General features: G+C 65.1%; 14 protein-coding genes and 1 riboswitch. Of the genes, 10 read left to right on the top strand and 4 right to left on the bottom strand.

Annotation, left to right across the window (positions count from 1 at the left end):
- The first annotated feature begins 22 nt into the window (after positions 1-22).
- The 5 genes from Q0M60_RS11760 to Q0M60_RS11740 are packed head-to-tail and all read left to right on the top strand — an operon-like array spanning position 23 to position 3,949.
- Positions 23-484, top strand: a complete 462-nt coding sequence (locus Q0M60_RS11760; protein WP_296819664.1) for an SCP2 sterol-binding domain-containing protein — start codon at positions 23-25, stop codon at positions 482-484.
- A complete protein-coding gene (locus tag Q0M60_RS11755; protein ID WP_296819661.1) occupies positions 481-1,482 on the top strand; it encodes a peptidase U32 family protein in 1,002 nt (333 codons plus the stop codon). The genes Q0M60_RS11760 and Q0M60_RS11755 overlap by 4 nt, the downstream gene beginning before the upstream one ends.
- Positions 1,479-2,381, top strand: a complete 903-nt coding sequence (locus Q0M60_RS11750; protein WP_296819659.1) for a U32 family peptidase — start codon at positions 1,479-1,481, stop codon at positions 2,379-2,381. The genes Q0M60_RS11755 and Q0M60_RS11750 overlap by 4 nt, the downstream gene beginning before the upstream one ends.
- On the top strand, positions 2,378-2,710 hold the full coding sequence (locus tag Q0M60_RS11745) for a chorismate mutase (RefSeq protein ID WP_296819607.1): 333 nt from the start codon (positions 2,378-2,380) through the stop codon (positions 2,708-2,710). The genes Q0M60_RS11750 and Q0M60_RS11745 overlap by 4 nt, the downstream gene beginning before the upstream one ends.
- Positions 2,711-2,731: 21 nt before the next feature.
- Entirely contained in the window at positions 2,732-3,949 is a 1,218-nt protein-coding gene (locus Q0M60_RS11740; RefSeq protein WP_296819604.1) for an NnrS family protein, read from the top strand.
- On the opposite strand, the gene modC is transcribed toward Q0M60_RS11740, so the two are convergent.
- The 3 genes from modC to modA are packed head-to-tail and all read right to left on the bottom strand — an operon-like array spanning position 3,940 to position 6,499.
- A complete protein-coding gene (gene modC / locus Q0M60_RS11735) occupies positions 3,940-5,004 on the bottom strand; it encodes a molybdenum ABC transporter ATP-binding protein (protein WP_296819601.1) in 1,065 nt (354 codons plus the stop codon). The genes Q0M60_RS11740 and modC overlap by 10 nt on opposite strands.
- Entirely contained in the window at positions 4,997-5,686 is a 690-nt protein-coding gene (gene modB / locus Q0M60_RS11730) for a molybdate ABC transporter permease subunit (protein ID WP_296819599.1), read from the bottom strand. The genes modC and modB overlap by 8 nt, the downstream gene beginning before the upstream one ends.
- Positions 5,687-6,499 carry a molybdate ABC transporter substrate-binding protein gene (gene modA, locus Q0M60_RS11725; RefSeq protein WP_296819597.1) on the bottom strand — a complete coding sequence of 271 codons (813 nt, stop codon included), beginning with the start codon at positions 6,497-6,499 and terminating at the stop codon, positions 5,687-5,689.
- Between the two features lie 120 nt (positions 6,500-6,619).
- Positions 6,620-6,755: riboswitch (molybdenum cofactor riboswitch) on the top strand.
- Between modA and moaA the strand changes: the two genes are divergently transcribed.
- On the top strand, positions 6,745-7,737 hold the full coding sequence (moaA, locus tag Q0M60_RS11720; protein ID WP_296819595.1) for a GTP 3',8-cyclase MoaA: 993 nt from the start codon (positions 6,745-6,747) through the stop codon (positions 7,735-7,737). It overlaps the preceding riboswitch by 11 nt.
- A 4-nt stretch (positions 7,738-7,741) precedes the next feature.
- Here the strand turns inward: moaA and Q0M60_RS11715 are convergent, their stop codons facing one another.
- Positions 7,742-8,512, bottom strand: a complete 771-nt coding sequence (locus Q0M60_RS11715) for a cyclic nucleotide-binding domain-containing protein (protein WP_296819719.1) — start codon at positions 8,510-8,512, stop codon at positions 7,742-7,744.
- A gap of 272 nt (positions 8,513-8,784) precedes the next feature.
- Here Q0M60_RS11715 and Q0M60_RS11710 point away from each other — a divergent pair, with 272 nt between their 5' ends.
- The 4 genes from Q0M60_RS11710 to narH are packed head-to-tail and all read left to right on the top strand — an operon-like array spanning position 8,785 to position 16,783.
- Positions 8,785-10,128, top strand: a complete 1,344-nt coding sequence (locus tag Q0M60_RS11710; protein WP_296819592.1) for a nitrate/nitrite transporter — start codon at positions 8,785-8,787, stop codon at positions 10,126-10,128.
- A 9-nt stretch (positions 10,129-10,137) separates the two neighbouring features.
- Entirely contained in the window at positions 10,138-11,529 is a 1,392-nt protein-coding gene (locus tag Q0M60_RS11705; RefSeq protein WP_296819589.1) for an MFS transporter, read from the top strand.
- Positions 11,530-11,531: 2 nt separating this feature from the next.
- The gene (locus Q0M60_RS11700; protein ID WP_296819587.1) at positions 11,532-15,260 is read left to right on the top strand and encodes a nitrate reductase subunit alpha; all 3,729 of its coding nucleotides are present in this window, start codon (positions 11,532-11,534) and stop codon (positions 15,258-15,260) included.
- Positions 15,257-16,783 (top strand): nitrate reductase subunit beta, encoded by a 1,527-nt coding sequence (gene narH, locus Q0M60_RS11695; RefSeq protein ID WP_296819584.1) that lies wholly within the window; start codon positions 15,257-15,259, stop codon positions 16,781-16,783. The genes Q0M60_RS11700 and narH overlap by 4 nt, the downstream gene beginning before the upstream one ends.

The raw sequence follows: 16,783 nt of genomic DNA, 5'->3' as shown, positions 1-16,783 counted from the left end.
GGCGAGTTCAACGCTCTCCGAAATGCTCTACCAGACCCGCGGACCGGCCGAAGCGGTGTTGACCGCGTCCCTGCGGCGGCTCGCCCGCGCGAAGCCCGACGCCTTCGATCGGCTGGGCCCCGTGCGCAAGGGCGCCGTCCGGGTCGCTCCCACCGATCTGCCGATCGCGTTCGAGATCCTTCCCAACGGGACTGCCGGCTCCGTCCGGGTTGTCCGGCCCGCCGCGCCGGTTCCCGCCGACACGGCGCGCATATCGGGGCCGCTCAAGACCCTGCTGGCGATCTTCGATGGCGGCGGCGATGCCGACAGCGCCTTCTTTCAGCGTCAGATTCAGGTGGAAGGCGACACCGCCGCGGTCCTGGCTCTCCATAACGCGCTGGAAGCCTGCGAGGTCACCCTCGCGGACCTGATCGGCGTCCCGACGAGGCTTCGGCCGCTTGCTGAACGATTGGGGAAAATCTTCCTGCGAGGCGATCGGCCATGAGGACGACCATTCCCGAGCTTGTCTGCCCCGCCGGCTCGCCGGCGATGCTGCGAGCCGCGATCCTGGCCGGAGCCGACAGCGTCTATTGCGGCTTCAGGGACGAGACCAACGCCCGCAACTTTCCCGGCCTCAACTTCTCCGTTTCCGAACTGAAGGAGGCGGTCGCCTGGGCGCATGATCGAAACGCCAAGGTGCTCCTCGCGCTGAATACCTTCGCGCGCGCGGACGCCACCGATCTCTGGCGGGCGTCCGCCGATGCGGCGGCGACGACCGGCGTCGACGCCGTGATCGCGGCGGACCTGGCGGTTCTGGCGCACATGAAGGCCGCCCATCCAGACCTCCGGCTGCACCTTTCCGTCCAGGCCGCGGCGGGTACGCCCGAGGCCATCGCGTTCTACGCCCGAGAATACGGAGTCCAGCGGGTCGTTCTGCCCCGGGTGCTGAGCGTTGAAGAAATCGCCGCGCTCGTGCGGGAAATCTCTGTCGAGGTCGAGGCCTTCGTCTACGGCGGCCTGTGCGTGATGGCCGAAGGACGGTGCGCGCTCTCCTCCTACGTTTCCGGGCGGTCGCCTAATCTGTCAGGCGTCTGTTCGCCGCCGGAAGCGGTGTCATTTTCCGAGGACGCCGGCGAGCGGACGGTTCGCCTCGCCAGCCTCGCCGTGGACCGGCTGTCGCCGGACTCTCCGGGAGGCTATCCCACCTTGTGCAAGGGTCGCTTCAAGGCCGCCGCCGGACCGGCGGGATATCTGTTCGAGGACCCCGTCAGCCTGAACGCGATGACGCTTCTGGACGGCCTGGCCCGCGCCGGCGTGACGGCGGTGAAGGTCGAGGGCCGCCAGAGAGGGCGGGCGTACGTCGCGCGCGTCGCCGCCGCGTTCCGGTCAGCCATAAACGCCTTGGCCAAGGGCGAGTCGCCCGCGGCTTTCGAGGCGCTACTGGGTGATCTGGCCGAGGGCGCGCGCGAGACGACCGGGGCGTACAGGAAACAGTGGCGATGACGCCTTCCCCCATCAGCCTGTCGCTGGGCCCCCTGCTGTTCAACTGGCCCGCCGATCGGATACGCGACTTCTATCGGCGTATCGCTGATGAAGCGCCGATCAACGACGTCTATCTGGGAGAGGTCGTTTGCGGGAAGCGCCAACCCCTGCTCCAGGGGGCTCTCGCGGACGCCGCGGAACGGCTGGAGTCAGCCGGCCTGCGCATAATCTGGTCGACCTACGCCTTGCCCGCCACGCCGCGGGAGCGGCGTCTCACGGCCGAGCTGGCTCAAGGCGATGGCTTGCTCGAAGCCAACGACATGTCGGCCATCCTGGATCGCTCGCCGGCGCCCTTTGTCGCGGGGCCGTTGCTCAACATCTACAGCGGCCCGGCGGCCGCGGAACTGGTGGGCCGCGGTTGCGTCAGGATCTGTCCCAACATCGAATTGTCCCTCGCGGCGATCTCGTCGATCTCGAGGGACTGCCCAGGCGTCGAAATCGAACTCTTCGGATTTGGACGCGCTCCACTCGCGATCTCGGGCCGCTGCGCTCAGGCGAGGTTCGCGGGCCTGCACAAGGACTCGTGTCGATACGTCTGCGACCAGCACCCCGACGGGATGACGGTTTCGACCCTCGAAGAAGCCCCCTTCCTCGCGGTCAACGGCGTGCAGACCTTGTCCCATGGCGTCCAGACGATCGATGTTCCTGTCACGGCGTTGCGCGCGGCGGGCGTCACGAACGTGAGGCTTTCCCCGCACGCCATGGACATGGTCGCAGTATCGCGGGCCTTTCGCGACTATCTGGACGGCGTGATCGGCCACGATGAGCTCCAGCACCGTCTCCGCGTCGCCGGCCCGCCCGGCCCCCTGGTGAGCGGCTACCTTCACGGAGCGCCTGGGATGATGGTCGCCCTCGCATGAGCCGCTCCGATACGCCGCCCGGTCTTGCGGAGCTCAGGAGAAGGATCGATCGGATCGACCGGTCGATGATCCGGCTGCTGGCGGCTCGGCAGAGAAGCGTGCGCCGTATCGCGGAAGCCAAGCGCCGGCTCGACCACATCGTGGACCCGGCACGCGAGGCCGAGGTCATGGCCAACGTCGTCCGCAGCGCCATGGCGTTCGGCGCGGATCCCTCGGTCGCGTCGGCCGTTTGGCGCGTCCTGCTGGAGTGTTCGGTGAAACAGCAGATCCAGTCATTACGACCCCCAATTGACGAGCGGCAAGAGCCGACCGGCCGGACATCAACCTGAAAGGCGAACGCGCCCTGTATCTTGCGGCGCATCACCCATTGGAGGATTTCCGTGAGCACCGCTTCGGCCATGCGGGCCTACAAGGGCCACCCGTTCTTCAGCATCGGTTTGAGGCCGTTCTTTCTCCTCAGCGCCATCTGGGCTGGCGTGTCTGTGCCAATATGGCTGGCCGCCTTCAGTCACGGCGGCGCGATCGATCTCTCGTGGCACGTCCATGAGATGCTGTTCGGCTACACCGGCGGCGTCATCGTCGGCTTCCTGATGACCGCCGTGCCCAACTGGACGGGACGCATGCCCGTCGTCGGGGCGCCACTGGCGGCCATGACCGTTTTGTGGACCGTAGGTCGCCTGGCGATGCTGGCCGGCGCGGTGTCGCCCGACTTTACTCCCAGGATCTGGCTGTCCTCGATCGACATCCTTTTTCTGATGGCGATGGCGGCGATGGTCTGGCGGGAAGTCGTCGTCGGGCGAAACTGGCGCAACGTCCCGGTCGCGGTGATGGTGTCGGTCCTGGCGTTGTCGAATGTCGGCTTTCATCTCGAGGTGGGCCTCACCGGCCTGGCGCCTGTATCGACCCGGATCGCCTTGAGCGTTGTCGCCATGATGATCGCGCTGATCGGCGGACGCACCACGCCGAGCTTCACGCGGAACTGGCAGCTGAAACGCGGCGGCCCCCTGCCCGCCCTGCCTGATCGTCTCGACCAAGCCGTACTCGTCCTCACCCTCGTGGCGCTTGTGAGTTGGAACGTGTCGCCGGAGAGTTCCTGGGCCGGCTCGCTCCTGGCCGCCGCCGGTTTGTTCAATCTGCTGAGGCTCGCGCGCTGGAAGGGTTATGCGACCCTCGCCGAACCGCTCGTCCTGATCCTGCACATGGGCTATTTCTGGCTGGCCTGCGGATTGGGGCTGATCGGGCTCGCCGTGCTCGCGCCGTCCGTCATCCCCCAGTCGGCCGGCATCCACGCCCTTACCGCGGGTGGGATCGGCGTCATGACGCTGGCCGTCATGACGCGGGCGAGCCGCGGGCATACGGGACGGCCCCTGACTGCCGGCGCTGCGGGCGTGATCATCTATCTGATGATCAATGTCGCCGCGCTCCTGCGGGTAACAGGCGGAATCTGGCTGGATGCCCACATGCCCTTCCTCATCGCGTCGGGCACATGCTGGAGCGCCGCCTTCCTGGCGTTCGCCCTGGCTTACGGCGGGATGCTGATCGGGCCGCGTCCCGCCAGTCAGAGGTGACGGGCGGCCGCGGCCGCCTTGATGAGGGCGACCACGGATCGGCCTACCGTCAACCCGAGGTCGCGGCAGGCGATGGCGCTGATCAGGGCTTTCAGCCTTAGGCCCGGCCCCTCAAGGTCCAAGAGAACCCCGTCGGATCGCCGCTCGATGGTCGCGATGGAGACGGGCAACCGGTTCTGAAAGCTGACGTGTTCTGGGTCAGTCAGCGCGATCGCCACGTCGCGGGCGTCTATGACCACGCGAACGCGCCCCCCAGCGGGCACATGCAGCGGCGGGGTCTGGAAATGCGTCCCCCCGAGATCGATCGAGGTCGGCGGTCCGCCGCCCTCCCCGGCCAGTGCCAGTCCTTCCAGGATCGAGATCGGAGCATTGATGCCGGCGGCGGCGGCGGCTTCGGGCCGGGCGAGCGCATCGCTGGGGGCCCCGGCCCCGAAGACCTTGCCATCCACCACGAGCACGACCTCGTCGGCCAGGCGGGCCACGTCTTCGACGTCGTGCGTGACGAAGAGCAGCGGCAGGCCCGAAGCCGCGAGTCGATCGAGATACGGAAGGATGTCCTCGCGAAGGGCGCCGTCCAGGCCCGACAGCGGTTCGTCGAGGATAAGGAGGCGAGGATCGCTGAGAAGCGCACGCCCGATGGCGACCCGACGGGCTTCCCCGCCCGAGAGGCCTCCCACGGGCCTTTCGAGGAGCGGCGCCAGCCCCAGCAGATCGACAACCTCCGGGAACGGCGTAGACGCAGCCCGCCTAAAGCGCGCACCGTAGAGCAGATTGGCCGTGACCCCCAGATGGGGAAACAGTCGGGAGTCCTGAAAGACGTATCCGATGCGCCGTTCCCACGCCGGAACATGGATCCCTCGCTCCGTGTCCAGCAGGACGGTCTCACCGACCGCGACAAGGCCGCTTGAGGGCCTGATGAGCCCGGCGACAAGGTCCGCGACGGTCGACTTCCCCGCGCCGGAGCGGCCGAAGAGGGCGACGGCCTTGCCCCGAGAGACGAAATCCATCTCAAGGGCGAAGCCGCCCCGCTGGATCCTGGCTCGGACCTCAAGCATGGCGTTGGATGGACGCCGTGGCGCGCCTGACCATGATTTCCGAGATCACCAGCGCGGTGATCGAGACCGTCGCGGCGATGACGATGAGCCGCAGGGCTTCCCCCTCTCCGCCCGGGACCTGAGTGAGGCCATAGATGGCCAAGGGCAGGGTCTGGGTTTCACCAGGTATGTTCGACACGAAGGTGATGGTGGCTCCAAACTCCCCGAACGCCTTGGCGAAGGCGAGAACGGCGCCGGCGGCCACGCCCGGTAGGGCGAGCGGGAGGGACACGGTCGCGAACGTCGCCAGCGGCCGTGCGCCCAAGGTGGTCGCGGCCTGCTCAAGGCGCGGATCTCCCAGATCGAACGCGAGCTTCATGGACCGGACCATCAGCGGAAAGCCCATGATGGCCGAGGCCAGAACCGCACCCGTCCAGTCAAACGCGAAGACAATGCCCAACGGCTCCAGAATCTCGCCGATCGGTCCCTTGCGACCGAAGATCACAAGCAGGCCGTAGCCGGTGACGACCGGGGGAAGCACGAGCGGAAGGTGAACCGCGCCTGCCAGGAGCGACCGTCCCGGGAAGCAAACGCGAGAGAGCAGCCACGAGATCGCCACGCCGAGAGGCAAGCTCGCGGCGACGGCGCAGCCGGCCACCTTGAGGGACAAGCCGACAATCTGGAGTTCCGGGGCGCTCAACACTTAGGGCGCGCCCACGAAACCCGCCCCGGCGAACCACGCCTGGCCGGCCGGTCCCGCCAGATAGTCCACGAAGGCTTGGGTCTCGGGATGGACCACTCCGCCTGCGGCCACCGCGACAGCCGAGTAGAGGATCGGATCGTGGGATGTCGCGGGGAACTCATAGAGCACCTTCACGCGCTCCTCGACGGCCGCGTCCGTGGCGTAGACGACGCCAAGCGCGGCCTCCTCGCGGGCGACATAGGCCAGCGCCACACGAACATTTTCGGCCGGCGCGATACGGTCTTCGACCTCGGCCATCAGCCCGTGCGCGCCCAGCGTCTGCCGCGCATAGGCGCCCGCGGGAACCTCGGGTAACGCGAGCGCGATTCGGCCCTCCCGGTCCCTAGTCAGCATCTCGCGCAATCCTCCTTCGTTCAGCGCTAGAGCGGCTTCCTCCGCACCGACTGGCGCTATCAGGACCAGGCGGTTCGACGCAACGATGCGCTGGGAGCCTCGCAGGATCAGCCCTCGCTCGGCCAGCCAGTCCGTCCATTGGTCGTCGGCGGCCACGAACACGTGGGCTGGCGCGCCCTGTCCGATCTGACGCGCGAGCTGTGCGGTACCGGCGAAGACGCAGTTCGTTTCCAGACGCCGCAGTTGCTCGAACTCCTCTGCGGCGGCCTGCATGACCCGGGCGAGACTGGCGGCCGCGAAGATCGTGAGCGGTTCGGTCGACCGGCGCGCGCAGGCGGCCCCGGCGAAAAGGCCGGCCGCCGTAGCGGCCAGAACGGAACGTCGGCTGAGGCGGCGCGGCGAGGAATCAGATTGGGGCATGACAGGTCGAGGAGCTCAGCTTCGCTTCCTTATGAACACCCCGCGAACGGCCGTATTTGACATTCGTCAAGCGCGCCTCTCCGGGCGGTCAATGACCTTGCAGGGCCAGCGGCTAGATTGGGCTTCAACTCGCTCCGAGCTCGTTCGACCTAAAGCCTAAAGCCACGGTCGCCGAGCCGGGTCCAGGATGGACCAAGGGCTGGCGCGGAAACGCTCCAACCTCCCGTGCTTGGAAAGGAGCTTCCATGGCCTTTGACGGCGCCCGGCTGGCCGATGGTTTCGGCCGTCGATTCCGATATCTCAGACTGTCGGTCACCGAGGTCTGCAACTTCCGTTGCACCTACTGCCTGCCCGACGGGTGGAAGCGCGATGGCCCGCTCTCGTTCCTCACGGTCGAGGAGATCGGCCGTCTCGTGCGGGCGTTTTCCGCCATGGGCGTCGCCAAGGTGCGCCTGACGGGGGGCGAACCGACGGTCCGCAGGGACTTCGCCGATATCGTCGAGACGGTGTCCGGCACGCCCGGCGTCGACAAGGTCGCCGTGACGACGAACGGCTGGAATCTCTCGCGCTTCGTCAGCGACTGGCATGCGGCCGGCCTGACCCACCTCAACATAAGCCTGGATGCTCTGGACGCCGAAACCTTCCATCGCATCACGGGCAAGGACAAAATCCGTGAGGTGATGGCGGGCCTCGACGCCGCGCTCGCGACGCCCTTTCAGGCCGTCAAGGTCAACGCCGTGCTCCTGCGCGAGAGCGCCGAGGCCGGATTCGCGGACTGGGCGGAGTTCGTCCGGCGCCGGCCCTTGTCAGTGCGCTTCATCGAACTCATGCGCACCGCCGATAATGCTGACTATTTCGCCGACCACCACGTCGGAGGAGACGTCCTGAGAGCCTGGCTCGCGCGCGAGGGCTGGGCGCCCGTCGCCAGAACCGCCGACGGCGGTCCGGCGCAGGAATACCGTCATCCGGATTTCCTCGGCTCCATCGGCCTGATCGCCCCGTACGCCCCGGGCTTTTGCGATAGCTGCAATCGGCTGAGGGTGACCGCGCGAGGCAAGCTGCGCCTCTGTCTTTTTGGGGAAGGAGGCGTCGAACTCCGTCCGCTGCTGGGCCTTGACGACAATGGCGAGGAACTCGCGCACTGTATCGCCGCGGCCTTGAGCGGAAAACCGAGGGCTCATCAACTCGCGTCAAGCGACCCCGGCGATCTTGGCAACCTGTCCCAGTTGGGCGGCTAGGCGCCTAGGCGTAGGCGTAGGTGCGCTCGGGGGCTGTCCAGCGTTCCGCTTCCGCCTTGCCGACCAGCGTATCAGCCGCCGGCATGTGATTGTCGATGAGGGGCGTTGGACGAGCCAATCTCTCCAGGGCCTCTGGACGCCCGATGGTGACCAGCGGTCCTTTCACAACCACGCCGTAGGTCGAGAGGCTCGAGAAGGCGCGCGAGAGATTTTCGGGCGTCATGCCCAAGAGCGACGCCAGAACCCGCTTCTCGTGCGGCAGCTGGATGGTTTCCGGCTGTCCCTGACGCACGCGCTGGGTGATCAGGTAGTTGGCGAGCCGTTCGATGCCGCCGCGCAGCTTCTGGTTCTTCACGCCGCGCACGAGCCCTCGGTAGCAGCCCGATAGTTCCTGAGCGACGGCGAAACAGAAGTCGGGATCCTGTTTCATAGTGCGGCGCAGGGCTTCGCCGGACAGCATCAGGATTTCAGATCGCTCTAGCGTATGCGCTGACATCAATGCGTCAGCGTCAAGCACGACGGCGGCGAGTATGAAGGTCGAAACGGGCCGCAACACGGCCAAAGTCGTTTCCTTCTGTTTCCAGGAACCCTGCAACTCCACCGTGCCGTCGAGCAGGACATACAGGAAGTCTACGGTATCTCCTTCCAGGAGCAGCGTGGTTCCGCTTGGGAACCTCTGGAGAAAGGCACCTCCCGTGACATCCCGAAACGTCTCGGGGGTCGTGTTGCGGAAAAGCGGCAGGGCCTTCACCCGGTCTAGGTCGGATGCACGCATTGTCATGGGTCGGATTCCTGAGGTCGGCTTGACTTAGCTTGACTGATGTCAAGCCAAGCTCAGTGACCACGTCGGACGACCAGCGGCCTTGATTTTGATCAAATCAGTCACCGCTAACCCGCAACCGCCCGCTTGATGACTTTAAAGCATTGATATTAAATCGCTTTCAACAAACTGAGATACGTTCGCAATTGATATCAATCAAGGGGGTCTGACCGCTCTCCAACTACGTCTGGGCCGTGGCCTCCAGAGGGCGACGACGAGCAAAGACGATGGCTAACGGGGAACTCAGACAACCGGCTGCGCCAGGGGCAACCTCGGCACTTTGGTTCAGCACTTTTGGCTTCACGGCGTGCTTTGCGGTCTGGACCATTTTTTCGATCATCGGCGTCCAAATAAAGAGCGAGCTGGATCTGTCGGAGACCCAGTTCGGGCTGCTGGTCGGCACGCCCATCCTGACGGGATCGCTGATAAGGGTCGTTCTCGGCGTGTGGGCGGACCAACTGGGCGGTCGTCGCGTCAATCTGATCGTGATGCTGCTCGCGTCAGGCGCGACCTTCCTCCTTTCGTACGCCGAGACCTACCCCCAGTTCCTTGCGGCGGCCTTGGGCGTAGGGATCGCGGGGGGCGCATTCGCGGTCGGCGTCTCATACGTATCAAAATTCTTTCCGCGTGAGCGCCAGGGCACGGCTCTGGGCATCTTCGGGGCGGGCAATGTCGGCTCGGCCGTCACCAAATTCGCGGCTCCCTTCGTGATGATCGCCTATGGCTGGGAAGCTGTGGCTCAAGGCTGGGCCGTCGCGCTGGGCGTGATCGCACTTGTTGTGTTTTTCCTCACCCGTGACGACCCGGCCGTCATCGAACGTAGAAGGACCGGCCAGAAAGCCGAAGCGGCCTGGATGCAGCTCGCGCCCCTGCGAGACATTCGCGTTTGGCGCTTCGCGCTCTACTACTTCTTCGTCTTCGGCGCCTTTGTCGCCCTCGCCCTCTGGCTGCCCCGCTATCTGACCGGTGTTTACGGTCTGGGCATTGCAGCTGCAGGGATGATGGCAGCCGCCTACTCGATACCCGGCTCTCTTTTCCGAGTGTTTGGCGGGTGGCTGTCGGACAGGATCGGCGCTCGAAGGGTCATGTACCTGACCTTCGTCCTCAGCCTCATCTGCACGTTCCTGCTGTCCTATCCGGCGACGTCATATGTGGTCGAAGGCGTGCGTGGTCCGATCGAGTTTCGGCTCGAGATCGGCGTCGTGGGTTTCACGATACTCGTCTTCCTGCTCGGTTTCGCCATGAGCCTCGGCAAGGCCGCGGTCTACAAACACATCCCTGTCTACTACCCGTCGCACGTGGGCTCAGTCGGCGGTCTGGTCGGAATGATCGGAGGCTTGGGCGGTTTCGTGCTCCCGATCGTTTTCGGGATGCTCAATGACCTGACCGGCGTGTGGACCAGCTGCTTCATGCTGCTCTTCCTGCTGGTCGGCATCGCCTTGATCTGGATGCACCTGGCCGTGCGCCGGATGGAACTCTCTCGTCAGCCCGGTCTGGCCCAGCTCCCTCAATTCCCTGAACTCGCTGGACTGGAGCCCGTAGGCGACCGTCGGCCTCACCCGCAAAGCTAGGACCCTCTGATGTCCAAAATCCTCCATGACTGGCGTCCCGAAGACCGAGCTTTCTGGAATTCAGGCGGCCGAGCTGTGGCCAATCGTAATCTGGCGATCTCGGTTCCGAACCTCTTGCTGGCATTCTCAGTCTGGATGCTGTGGTCGACGCTCGCCACCCGGCTCAACTCGGTGGGCTTTGAGTTTTCCACCGCGCAGCTGTTCTGGTTGACGGCCCTGCCAGCATTGTCCGGCGCGACCCTCCGGATCTTCTACAGCTTCATGGTGCCCATTTTCGGAGGGCGGCGCTGGACCGCATTGTCCACCCTCTCCCTGCTGGCGCCCTCCATCGGTGTTGGTCTAGCGGTCCAAAACCCGCAGACCCCCTATAGCGTCTTCGTGGTGCTGGCCCTTGCGTGTGGTCTAGGCGGCGGCGCCTTCGCTTCATCAATGGCGAATATCGGCTTCTTCTTTCCCAAAGCGGAGAAGGGAAACGCGCTAGCCATCAATGCCGGCTTCGGAAATCTCGGGGTCAGCGCCCTGCAGTTCCTCGCCCCGGTTGTTACTGGCATCGCTGTCTTTGCGCCAATCGTAGGGGCGCCTCAAACGATCGCAACAGAAGCGGGCCAGGAGCAGGTTTGGCTGCAGAACGCCGGCTTCTTCTGGGCGCCCTTGATTGTCGTCGCGGCCGGCATGGCGTGGTTCGGCATGAACGACATTGCCTCGGCCCGCGCGTCCTTTCGCGAGCAGGCCGTGGTCTTCAAGCGCAAACACAACTGGCTGATGTGCTTTCTCTATATCGGCACCTTCGGCTCATTCATTGGGTTTTCAGCCGCCTTTCCGTTGCTCGGCCGGACGCTTTTTCCCGAGGTAAATATCCTCCAGATCGCATTTCTGGGACCGCTAGTGGGCGCCGCATCACGCGCCTTGACGGGCTGGGCGTCGGATCGCTGGGGCGGCCATAACATCACCCAGGGTGTCTTCATCGCCCTGATGGTCGGCGTGGCCTTCGTCCTTCACAGCATCGGGGCATTCGGCTCCTCCCCTAACTTCCCTCTCTTCTTTGCGAGCTTCATCTGGCTGTTTTTCTGGACGGGCGTCGGGAACGCTTCGACCTTTCAGATGATCCCGGCCCTTGTGCGCGCCGACATCCCCCGGCTGATGCCGGACGCAACGTCGGAGGAGCGGCTCAAGGCTGCCGAACTGGAGTCGGCCGCAATCGTCGGATTCTCGTCCGCCATCGGCGCCTACGGCGGCTTCTTCATTCCGCTGGCGTTCGCGAGCTCAATGGCGGCGACCGGCGACCCGGCTATCGCGCTGTACGTCTTCCTCGGCTTCTACCTGACCTGCGCTGCAGTGAACTGGGCCTTTTACGCCCGCAAACACTCGCTTCTGAACTCCACTCCTACCCGGGCGGCCTGACCATGAGCCATACTCTCGACCGTCTCGCATTCTTCACACGCAAGACCGAACTGTTCTCGGGTCGGCACGGCGTCATGAACGATGACGACCGAACCTGGGAGGAGGCCTATCGGTCGCGCTGGCAGCACGACAAGATCGTGCGCTCGACACATGGAGTGAACTGCACGGGCTCCTGCTCGTGGAAGATCTACGTCAAGGGCGGGATCGTCACTTGGGAAACCCAGCAGACCGATTACCCCCGCACGCGGCCTGAGCTGCCTAACCACGAACCGCGCGGCTGCGCCCGGGGCGCGAGCTACAGCTGGTACCTGTATTCGGCCAACCGGGTGAAATATCCGCTCATCCGGTCGCGGCTCCTGAAGCACTGGCGCGCAGCCCGTGCCACCATGAATCCCGTTGCCGCCTGGGCCTCCATCCAAGAGGATTCGGCTGCACGAGCCGACTATGTACAGATGCGCGGCCGGGGCGGCTTCGTGCGCGCGACTTGGGATGAGGTCAATGAGCTCATCGCCGCGGCTAACGCTTACACGGTCAAGAAATGGGGCCCGGATCGCGTCTTCGGCTTTTCGCCCATCCCCGCCATGTCCATGCTCTCCTACGCAGCTGGCGCACGTTACCTGCAGCTCATGGGTGGCGTCTGCGGGTCCTTCTACGACTGGTACTGCGACCTGCCTCCTGCCTCTCCTCAGACATGGGGCGAGCAGACGGACGTCTCGGAGTCTGCGGACTGGTACAACTCGGGCTTCCTGCTGCTCTGGGGATCCAACGTCCCCCAGACACGGACCCCTGACGCCCATTTCTATACCGAGGCGCGCTATCGGGGCGCCAAGTCGGCCGTGATCTGCCCGGACTATTCGGAAGCGTCGAAGTTCTCGGACATTTGGCTGGCGGTCAAACAAGGCACCGATGCGGCTCTCGGCATGGCCTTCGGACACGTCATCCTGAAGGAGTTCCACGTCGATCGCGAGGTCCCCTACTTCCGGGACTATCTGCGCCAGTACTCGGATCTGCCAATGCTGGTGCGGCTGGTCCCGCAGGACGGAGCTCTCGTGCCGGAGCGGATGCTGCGCGCGGCCGACTTCCCCCGCGCCCTCGGCGAGAAGAACAATCCCGACTGGAAGACCGTCGCCCTCGACGAGCGGTCGGACAAGGTCGTGGCGCCAAACGGCTCGGCCGGTTTCCGCTGGGGCGAGGACGGGAAGTGGAATCTGGAGGAGAAGGCGTCGGGTGAGGACGTCACGCTACGCCTCGGCCTCAAGGGCGCCCACGACGACGTAAAGGGCGTCCGCTTCCCGTATTTCGCCAACACGGCGGCCAATGGCTTCGCCTCGACGGATCACCCGAACGTCCTGGTGCGGAACGTCCCGGTCAAGCGGATGAAGCTGAAGGACGGCGAGGCGTGGGTGACCACCGCCTACGACCTGTTCCTGGCCAACTACGGGGTCGACCAAGGTTTCGGCGGGGACCACATGCCCGTCGATTTCGATGATCCCGAGCCCTATTCGCCGGCTTGGGCCGAGGCGATCACCTCGGTGCCGCGCGACCAGATCATCGCGGTGGCCCGCGGCTTCGCCGGCAATGCCGAAAAGACCAATGGGCGTTCGATGGTGATCATCGGCGCGGCCATGAACCATTGGTTCCACATGGACATGAACTACCGCGCTGTCATCAACATGCTGGTGATGTGCGGTTGCGTGGGCCAGTCCGGAGGCGGGTGGGCGCACTACGTGGGCCAGGAGAAGCTCCGACCGCAATCCGGGTGGGCCCCGGTGGCCTTCGGGCTCGACTGGAACCGCCCCCCGCGCCAGCAGAACTCGACATCCTTCTTTTACGCGCACACCGACCAGTGGCGCTACGAAACCGTGGCCATCTCCGAGATCTTATCGCCCACGGCGCCGAGCGGCGACTGGGGAGGCTCGATGATCGACTTCAACGCTCGAGCCGAACGCATGGGCTGGCTGCCTTCGGCCCCCGCGCTCAGGACTAATCCGCTGGAAGTGGCCCGCGCCGCCGAGGCGGCTGGCGTCGATCCGCGGGACTACACGGTCCAGCGGCTGAAGGACCGGTCGCTACAGATGTCCTGCATGGATCCGGACGATCCGGCCAACTGGCCCCGCAACATGTTTGTGTGGCGCTCCAACCTTCTGGGGTCCTCAGGCAAGGGGCACGAGTATTTCCTGAAGCATCTACTGGGCGCTTCGCACGGGGTCCAGGGCAAGGATCTCGGCGAGACCGGAGGCGTCCAGCCCCAGGAGGTCGCCTGGCGCGAGGTTGCGCCGGAAGGCAAGCTCGACCTGCTTGTCACCCTCGACTTCCGGATGTCCACGACGGCCGTCTACTCCGACATCGTGCTGCCGACGGCCACCTGGTACGAGAAGAACGACCTCAATACGTCAGACATGCACCCCTTCATCCACCCGCTGACCGCTGCGGTGGACCCGGCCTGGGAGTCGCGTAGCGACTGGGACATCTTCAGAGGCCTCGCCAAGACCTTTTCCGACGTCTGTCCGGAAGTCCTGGGCGTGGAGAAGGATGTCGTGCTGACGCCAATCCAGCACGACAGTCCGGCCGAACTCGCGCAGGCCTATGACGTCAAGGACTGGTGGAAGGGAGAATGCGATCCCATCCCCAACCGGACGATGCCGCAGATCACCGTGGTCGAGCGCGACTATCCGAACCTCTACAAGAAGTTCACCTCGCTCGGTCCGCTCATGACCAAGGTCGGCAATGGCGGCAAGGGCCTGAGCTGGAACACCGAGCACGAGGTCAAGCTTCTCGGCGCCCTCAACGGCAAGGTGCTCGACGAGGGCGTCTCGGAGGGCCTGCCGCGGATGGAGACCGCCGTCCAGGCGGCCGAGGCGGTGCTGATGCTGGCGCCGGAAACCAACGGCGAGGTCTCGGTCAGATCGTGGGCCGCCCTGTCCAAACACACCGGCCGCGACCACGGCCATCTGGCGGAGCCCAAGGAAGAGGAGAAGATCCGGTTCGCCGACATCGTGGCCCAGCCGCGCAAGATCATCTCGTCGCCGATCTGGTCGGGCCTGGAATCCGAACACGTCTGCTATGCGGCCAACTACACCAACGTCCACGAGCGCATACCCTGGCGGACCCTGTCTGGCCGGCAGGAGCTGTATCAGGATCATCCCTGGATGCGCGCCTTTGGTGAGGCCCTGTGCGTTTACCGCCCGCCGCTCGACCTGAAGACCCTCAGCATCAGGGGCCGCAAGCCCAACGGCGAGACGGAGATCGAGCTCAACTTCATCACGCCGCACCAGAAATGGGGGATCCACTCCACCTATTCCGACAACCTGATGATGCTGACGCTGAATCGCGGCGGCCCCGTCATCTGGATCTCGGAAACGGACGCCCAGCGGGCCGGCATCGTCGATAACGACTGGGTCGAGCTCTTCAACCTGAACGGTGCGATCGCGGCGCGGGCGGTGGTGTCTCAGCGGATCCGTGAGGGAACCACCTTCATGTATCACGCCCAGGAGAAGATCGTGAACACGCCGGGATCCGAGATCACCGGCCAGCGCGGCGGCATCCACAACTCGGTGACCCGCATCGTCCTCAAGCCGACCCACATGATCGGCGGCTACGTGCAGCTCGCCTACGGCTTCAACTATTACGGAACAGTCGGCTCGAACCGCGACGAGTTCGTGGTCGTGCGCAAGATGCGCGAGATCGACTGGCTGGACCAACCCCTCGAAAGCTCGGAGGCAGCCCAATGAAGGTCCGCGCCCAGATCGGCATGGTGCTGAACCTCGACAAGTGCATCGGGTGTCACACCTGCTCGGTCACCTGCAAGCACGTCTGGACCAATCGCGAGGGCGTCGAATACGCCTGGTTCAACAACGTCGAGACCAAGCCCGGCGTCGGCTATCCCAAGGACTGGGAGAACCAGAAGCGCTGGAATGGCGGCTGGCGCCGCAAGAAGAACGGCTCCATCGAGCCGCGGATCGGCGCCAAGTGGCGGATCCTGGCGAAGATTTTCGCCAACCCCGATCTGCCCGAGATCGACGACTACTATGAGCCGTTCGACTTCGACTACGCGCACCTCCAGACCGCGCCAGAGATGAAGCATTTCCCGACGGCCCGGCCGCGCTCGGCGATCACCGGCCAGCGCCTGGAGAAAATCGAATGGGGGCCGAACTGGGAGGAAATCCTCGGGGGCGAGTTCTCCAGGCGGTCGCAGGACTATAATTTCGAGGGCGTCCAGAAGGAGATCTACGGGGCCTTCGAAAACACCTTCATGATGTACCTGCCCAGGCTGTGCGAGCACTGCCTGAACCCGACCTGCGTCGCGGCCTGTCCTTCGGGCGCGATCTACAAGCGCGAGGAGGACGGCATCGTCCTCATCGATCAGGACAAGTGCCGGGGCTGGCGCATGTGCGTCTCGGCCTGTCCCTACAAGAAAATCTACTACAACTGGGAAAGCGGGAAGTCCGAGAAGTGCACCTTCTGCTATCCGCGCGTCGAGGCCGGGATGCCGACGGTGTGCTCCGAGACCTGCGTCGGGCGCATCCGCTATCTCGGCGTGCTCCTGTATGACGCGGACCGGATCGAGGCCGCCGCCTCCACGCCCGATGAGGCGGATCTCTATCAGGCCCAGCTGGACGTCTTCCTCGACCCCAACGACCCGGCGGTGATCGCCCAGGCGCGGGCCGACGGCGTTCCGGAGGCGTGGATCGAGGGCGCGCGCCGCAGTCCGATATGGAAGATGGCGATGGAGTGGAAGGTCGCCTTCCCGCTTCATCCGGAATACCGAACCCTGCCGATGGTCTGGTACGTGCCGCCGCTGTCGCCGATCCAGAACGCGGCCGCCGCCGGCGCGCTGGAAATGGACGGCGAGATGCCCGACGTCCGCTCACTTCGCATCCCGGTCAAGTACCTCGCCAACCTGCTGACCGCAGGCGTCGAGGAGCCCGTCGTCGAGGCGCTCGAGCGGATGATGGCCATGCGCGCCTACATGCGCGCCCGGTCCGTCGAGGGCCGCATCGATCACAAGATCGCCGAGAAGGTCGGCCTCACGGCAGCTCAGATCGACGAGATGTATCAGATTATGGCGATCGCGAATTTCGAGGATCGCTTCGTCATCCCGACCACCCACCGGGAAGCGGCTGAAGACGCCTACGACCTGCGCTCCAGCTGCGGCTTCACCTTCGGCAACGGCTGCTCGGGCGGCCGGACCGAGCTTGGGCTTTTTGGAAAGAACGAGCGCTCGCGCGCCAAACCCGTCGCAAAGGTCTCCTGA

Origin of the sequence: Brevundimonas sp. (assembly GCF_024711105.1) — a bacterium.
GTDB lineage: Bacteria > Pseudomonadota > Alphaproteobacteria > Caulobacterales > Caulobacteraceae > Brevundimonas.
This window is presented reverse-complemented; position numbering and strand designations above follow the sequence as displayed.

Bases quoted from the DNA above. Each gene is read 5' to 3' on its own strand.
- Q0M60_RS11760 (WP_296819664.1), top strand. From the start codon at position 23: ATGCTCTACCAGACCCGCGGACCGGCCGAAGCGGTGTTGACCGCGTCC.
- Q0M60_RS11755 (WP_296819661.1), top strand. From the start codon at position 481: ATGAGGACGACCATTCCCGAGCTTGTCTGCCCCGCCGGCTCGCCGGCG.
- Q0M60_RS11750 (WP_296819659.1), top strand. From the start codon at position 1,479: ATGACGCCTTCCCCCATCAGCCTGTCGCTGGGCCCCCTGCTGTTCAAC.
- Q0M60_RS11745 (WP_296819607.1), top strand. From the start codon at position 2,378: ATGAGCCGCTCCGATACGCCGCCCGGTCTTGCGGAGCTCAGGAGAAGG.
- modC (WP_296819601.1), bottom strand. From the start codon at position 5,004: ATGCTTGAGGTCCGAGCCAGGATCCAGCGGGGCGGCTTCGCCCTTGAG.
- modA (WP_296819597.1), bottom strand. From the start codon at position 6,499: ATGCCCCAATCTGATTCCTCGCCGCGCCGCCTCAGCCGACGTTCCGTT.
- moaA (WP_296819595.1), top strand. From the start codon at position 6,745: ATGGCCTTTGACGGCGCCCGGCTGGCCGATGGTTTCGGCCGTCGATTC.
- Q0M60_RS11715 (WP_296819719.1), bottom strand. From the start codon at position 8,512: ATGCGTGCATCCGACCTAGACCGGGTGAAGGCCCTGCCGCTTTTCCGC.
- Q0M60_RS11710 (WP_296819592.1), top strand. From the start codon at position 8,785: ATGGCTAACGGGGAACTCAGACAACCGGCTGCGCCAGGGGCAACCTCG.
- Q0M60_RS11705 (WP_296819589.1), top strand. From the start codon at position 10,138: ATGTCCAAAATCCTCCATGACTGGCGTCCCGAAGACCGAGCTTTCTGG.
- Q0M60_RS11700 (WP_296819587.1), top strand. From the start codon at position 11,532: ATGAGCCATACTCTCGACCGTCTCGCATTCTTCACACGCAAGACCGAA.
- narH (WP_296819584.1), top strand. From the start codon at position 15,257: ATGAAGGTCCGCGCCCAGATCGGCATGGTGCTGAACCTCGACAAGTGC.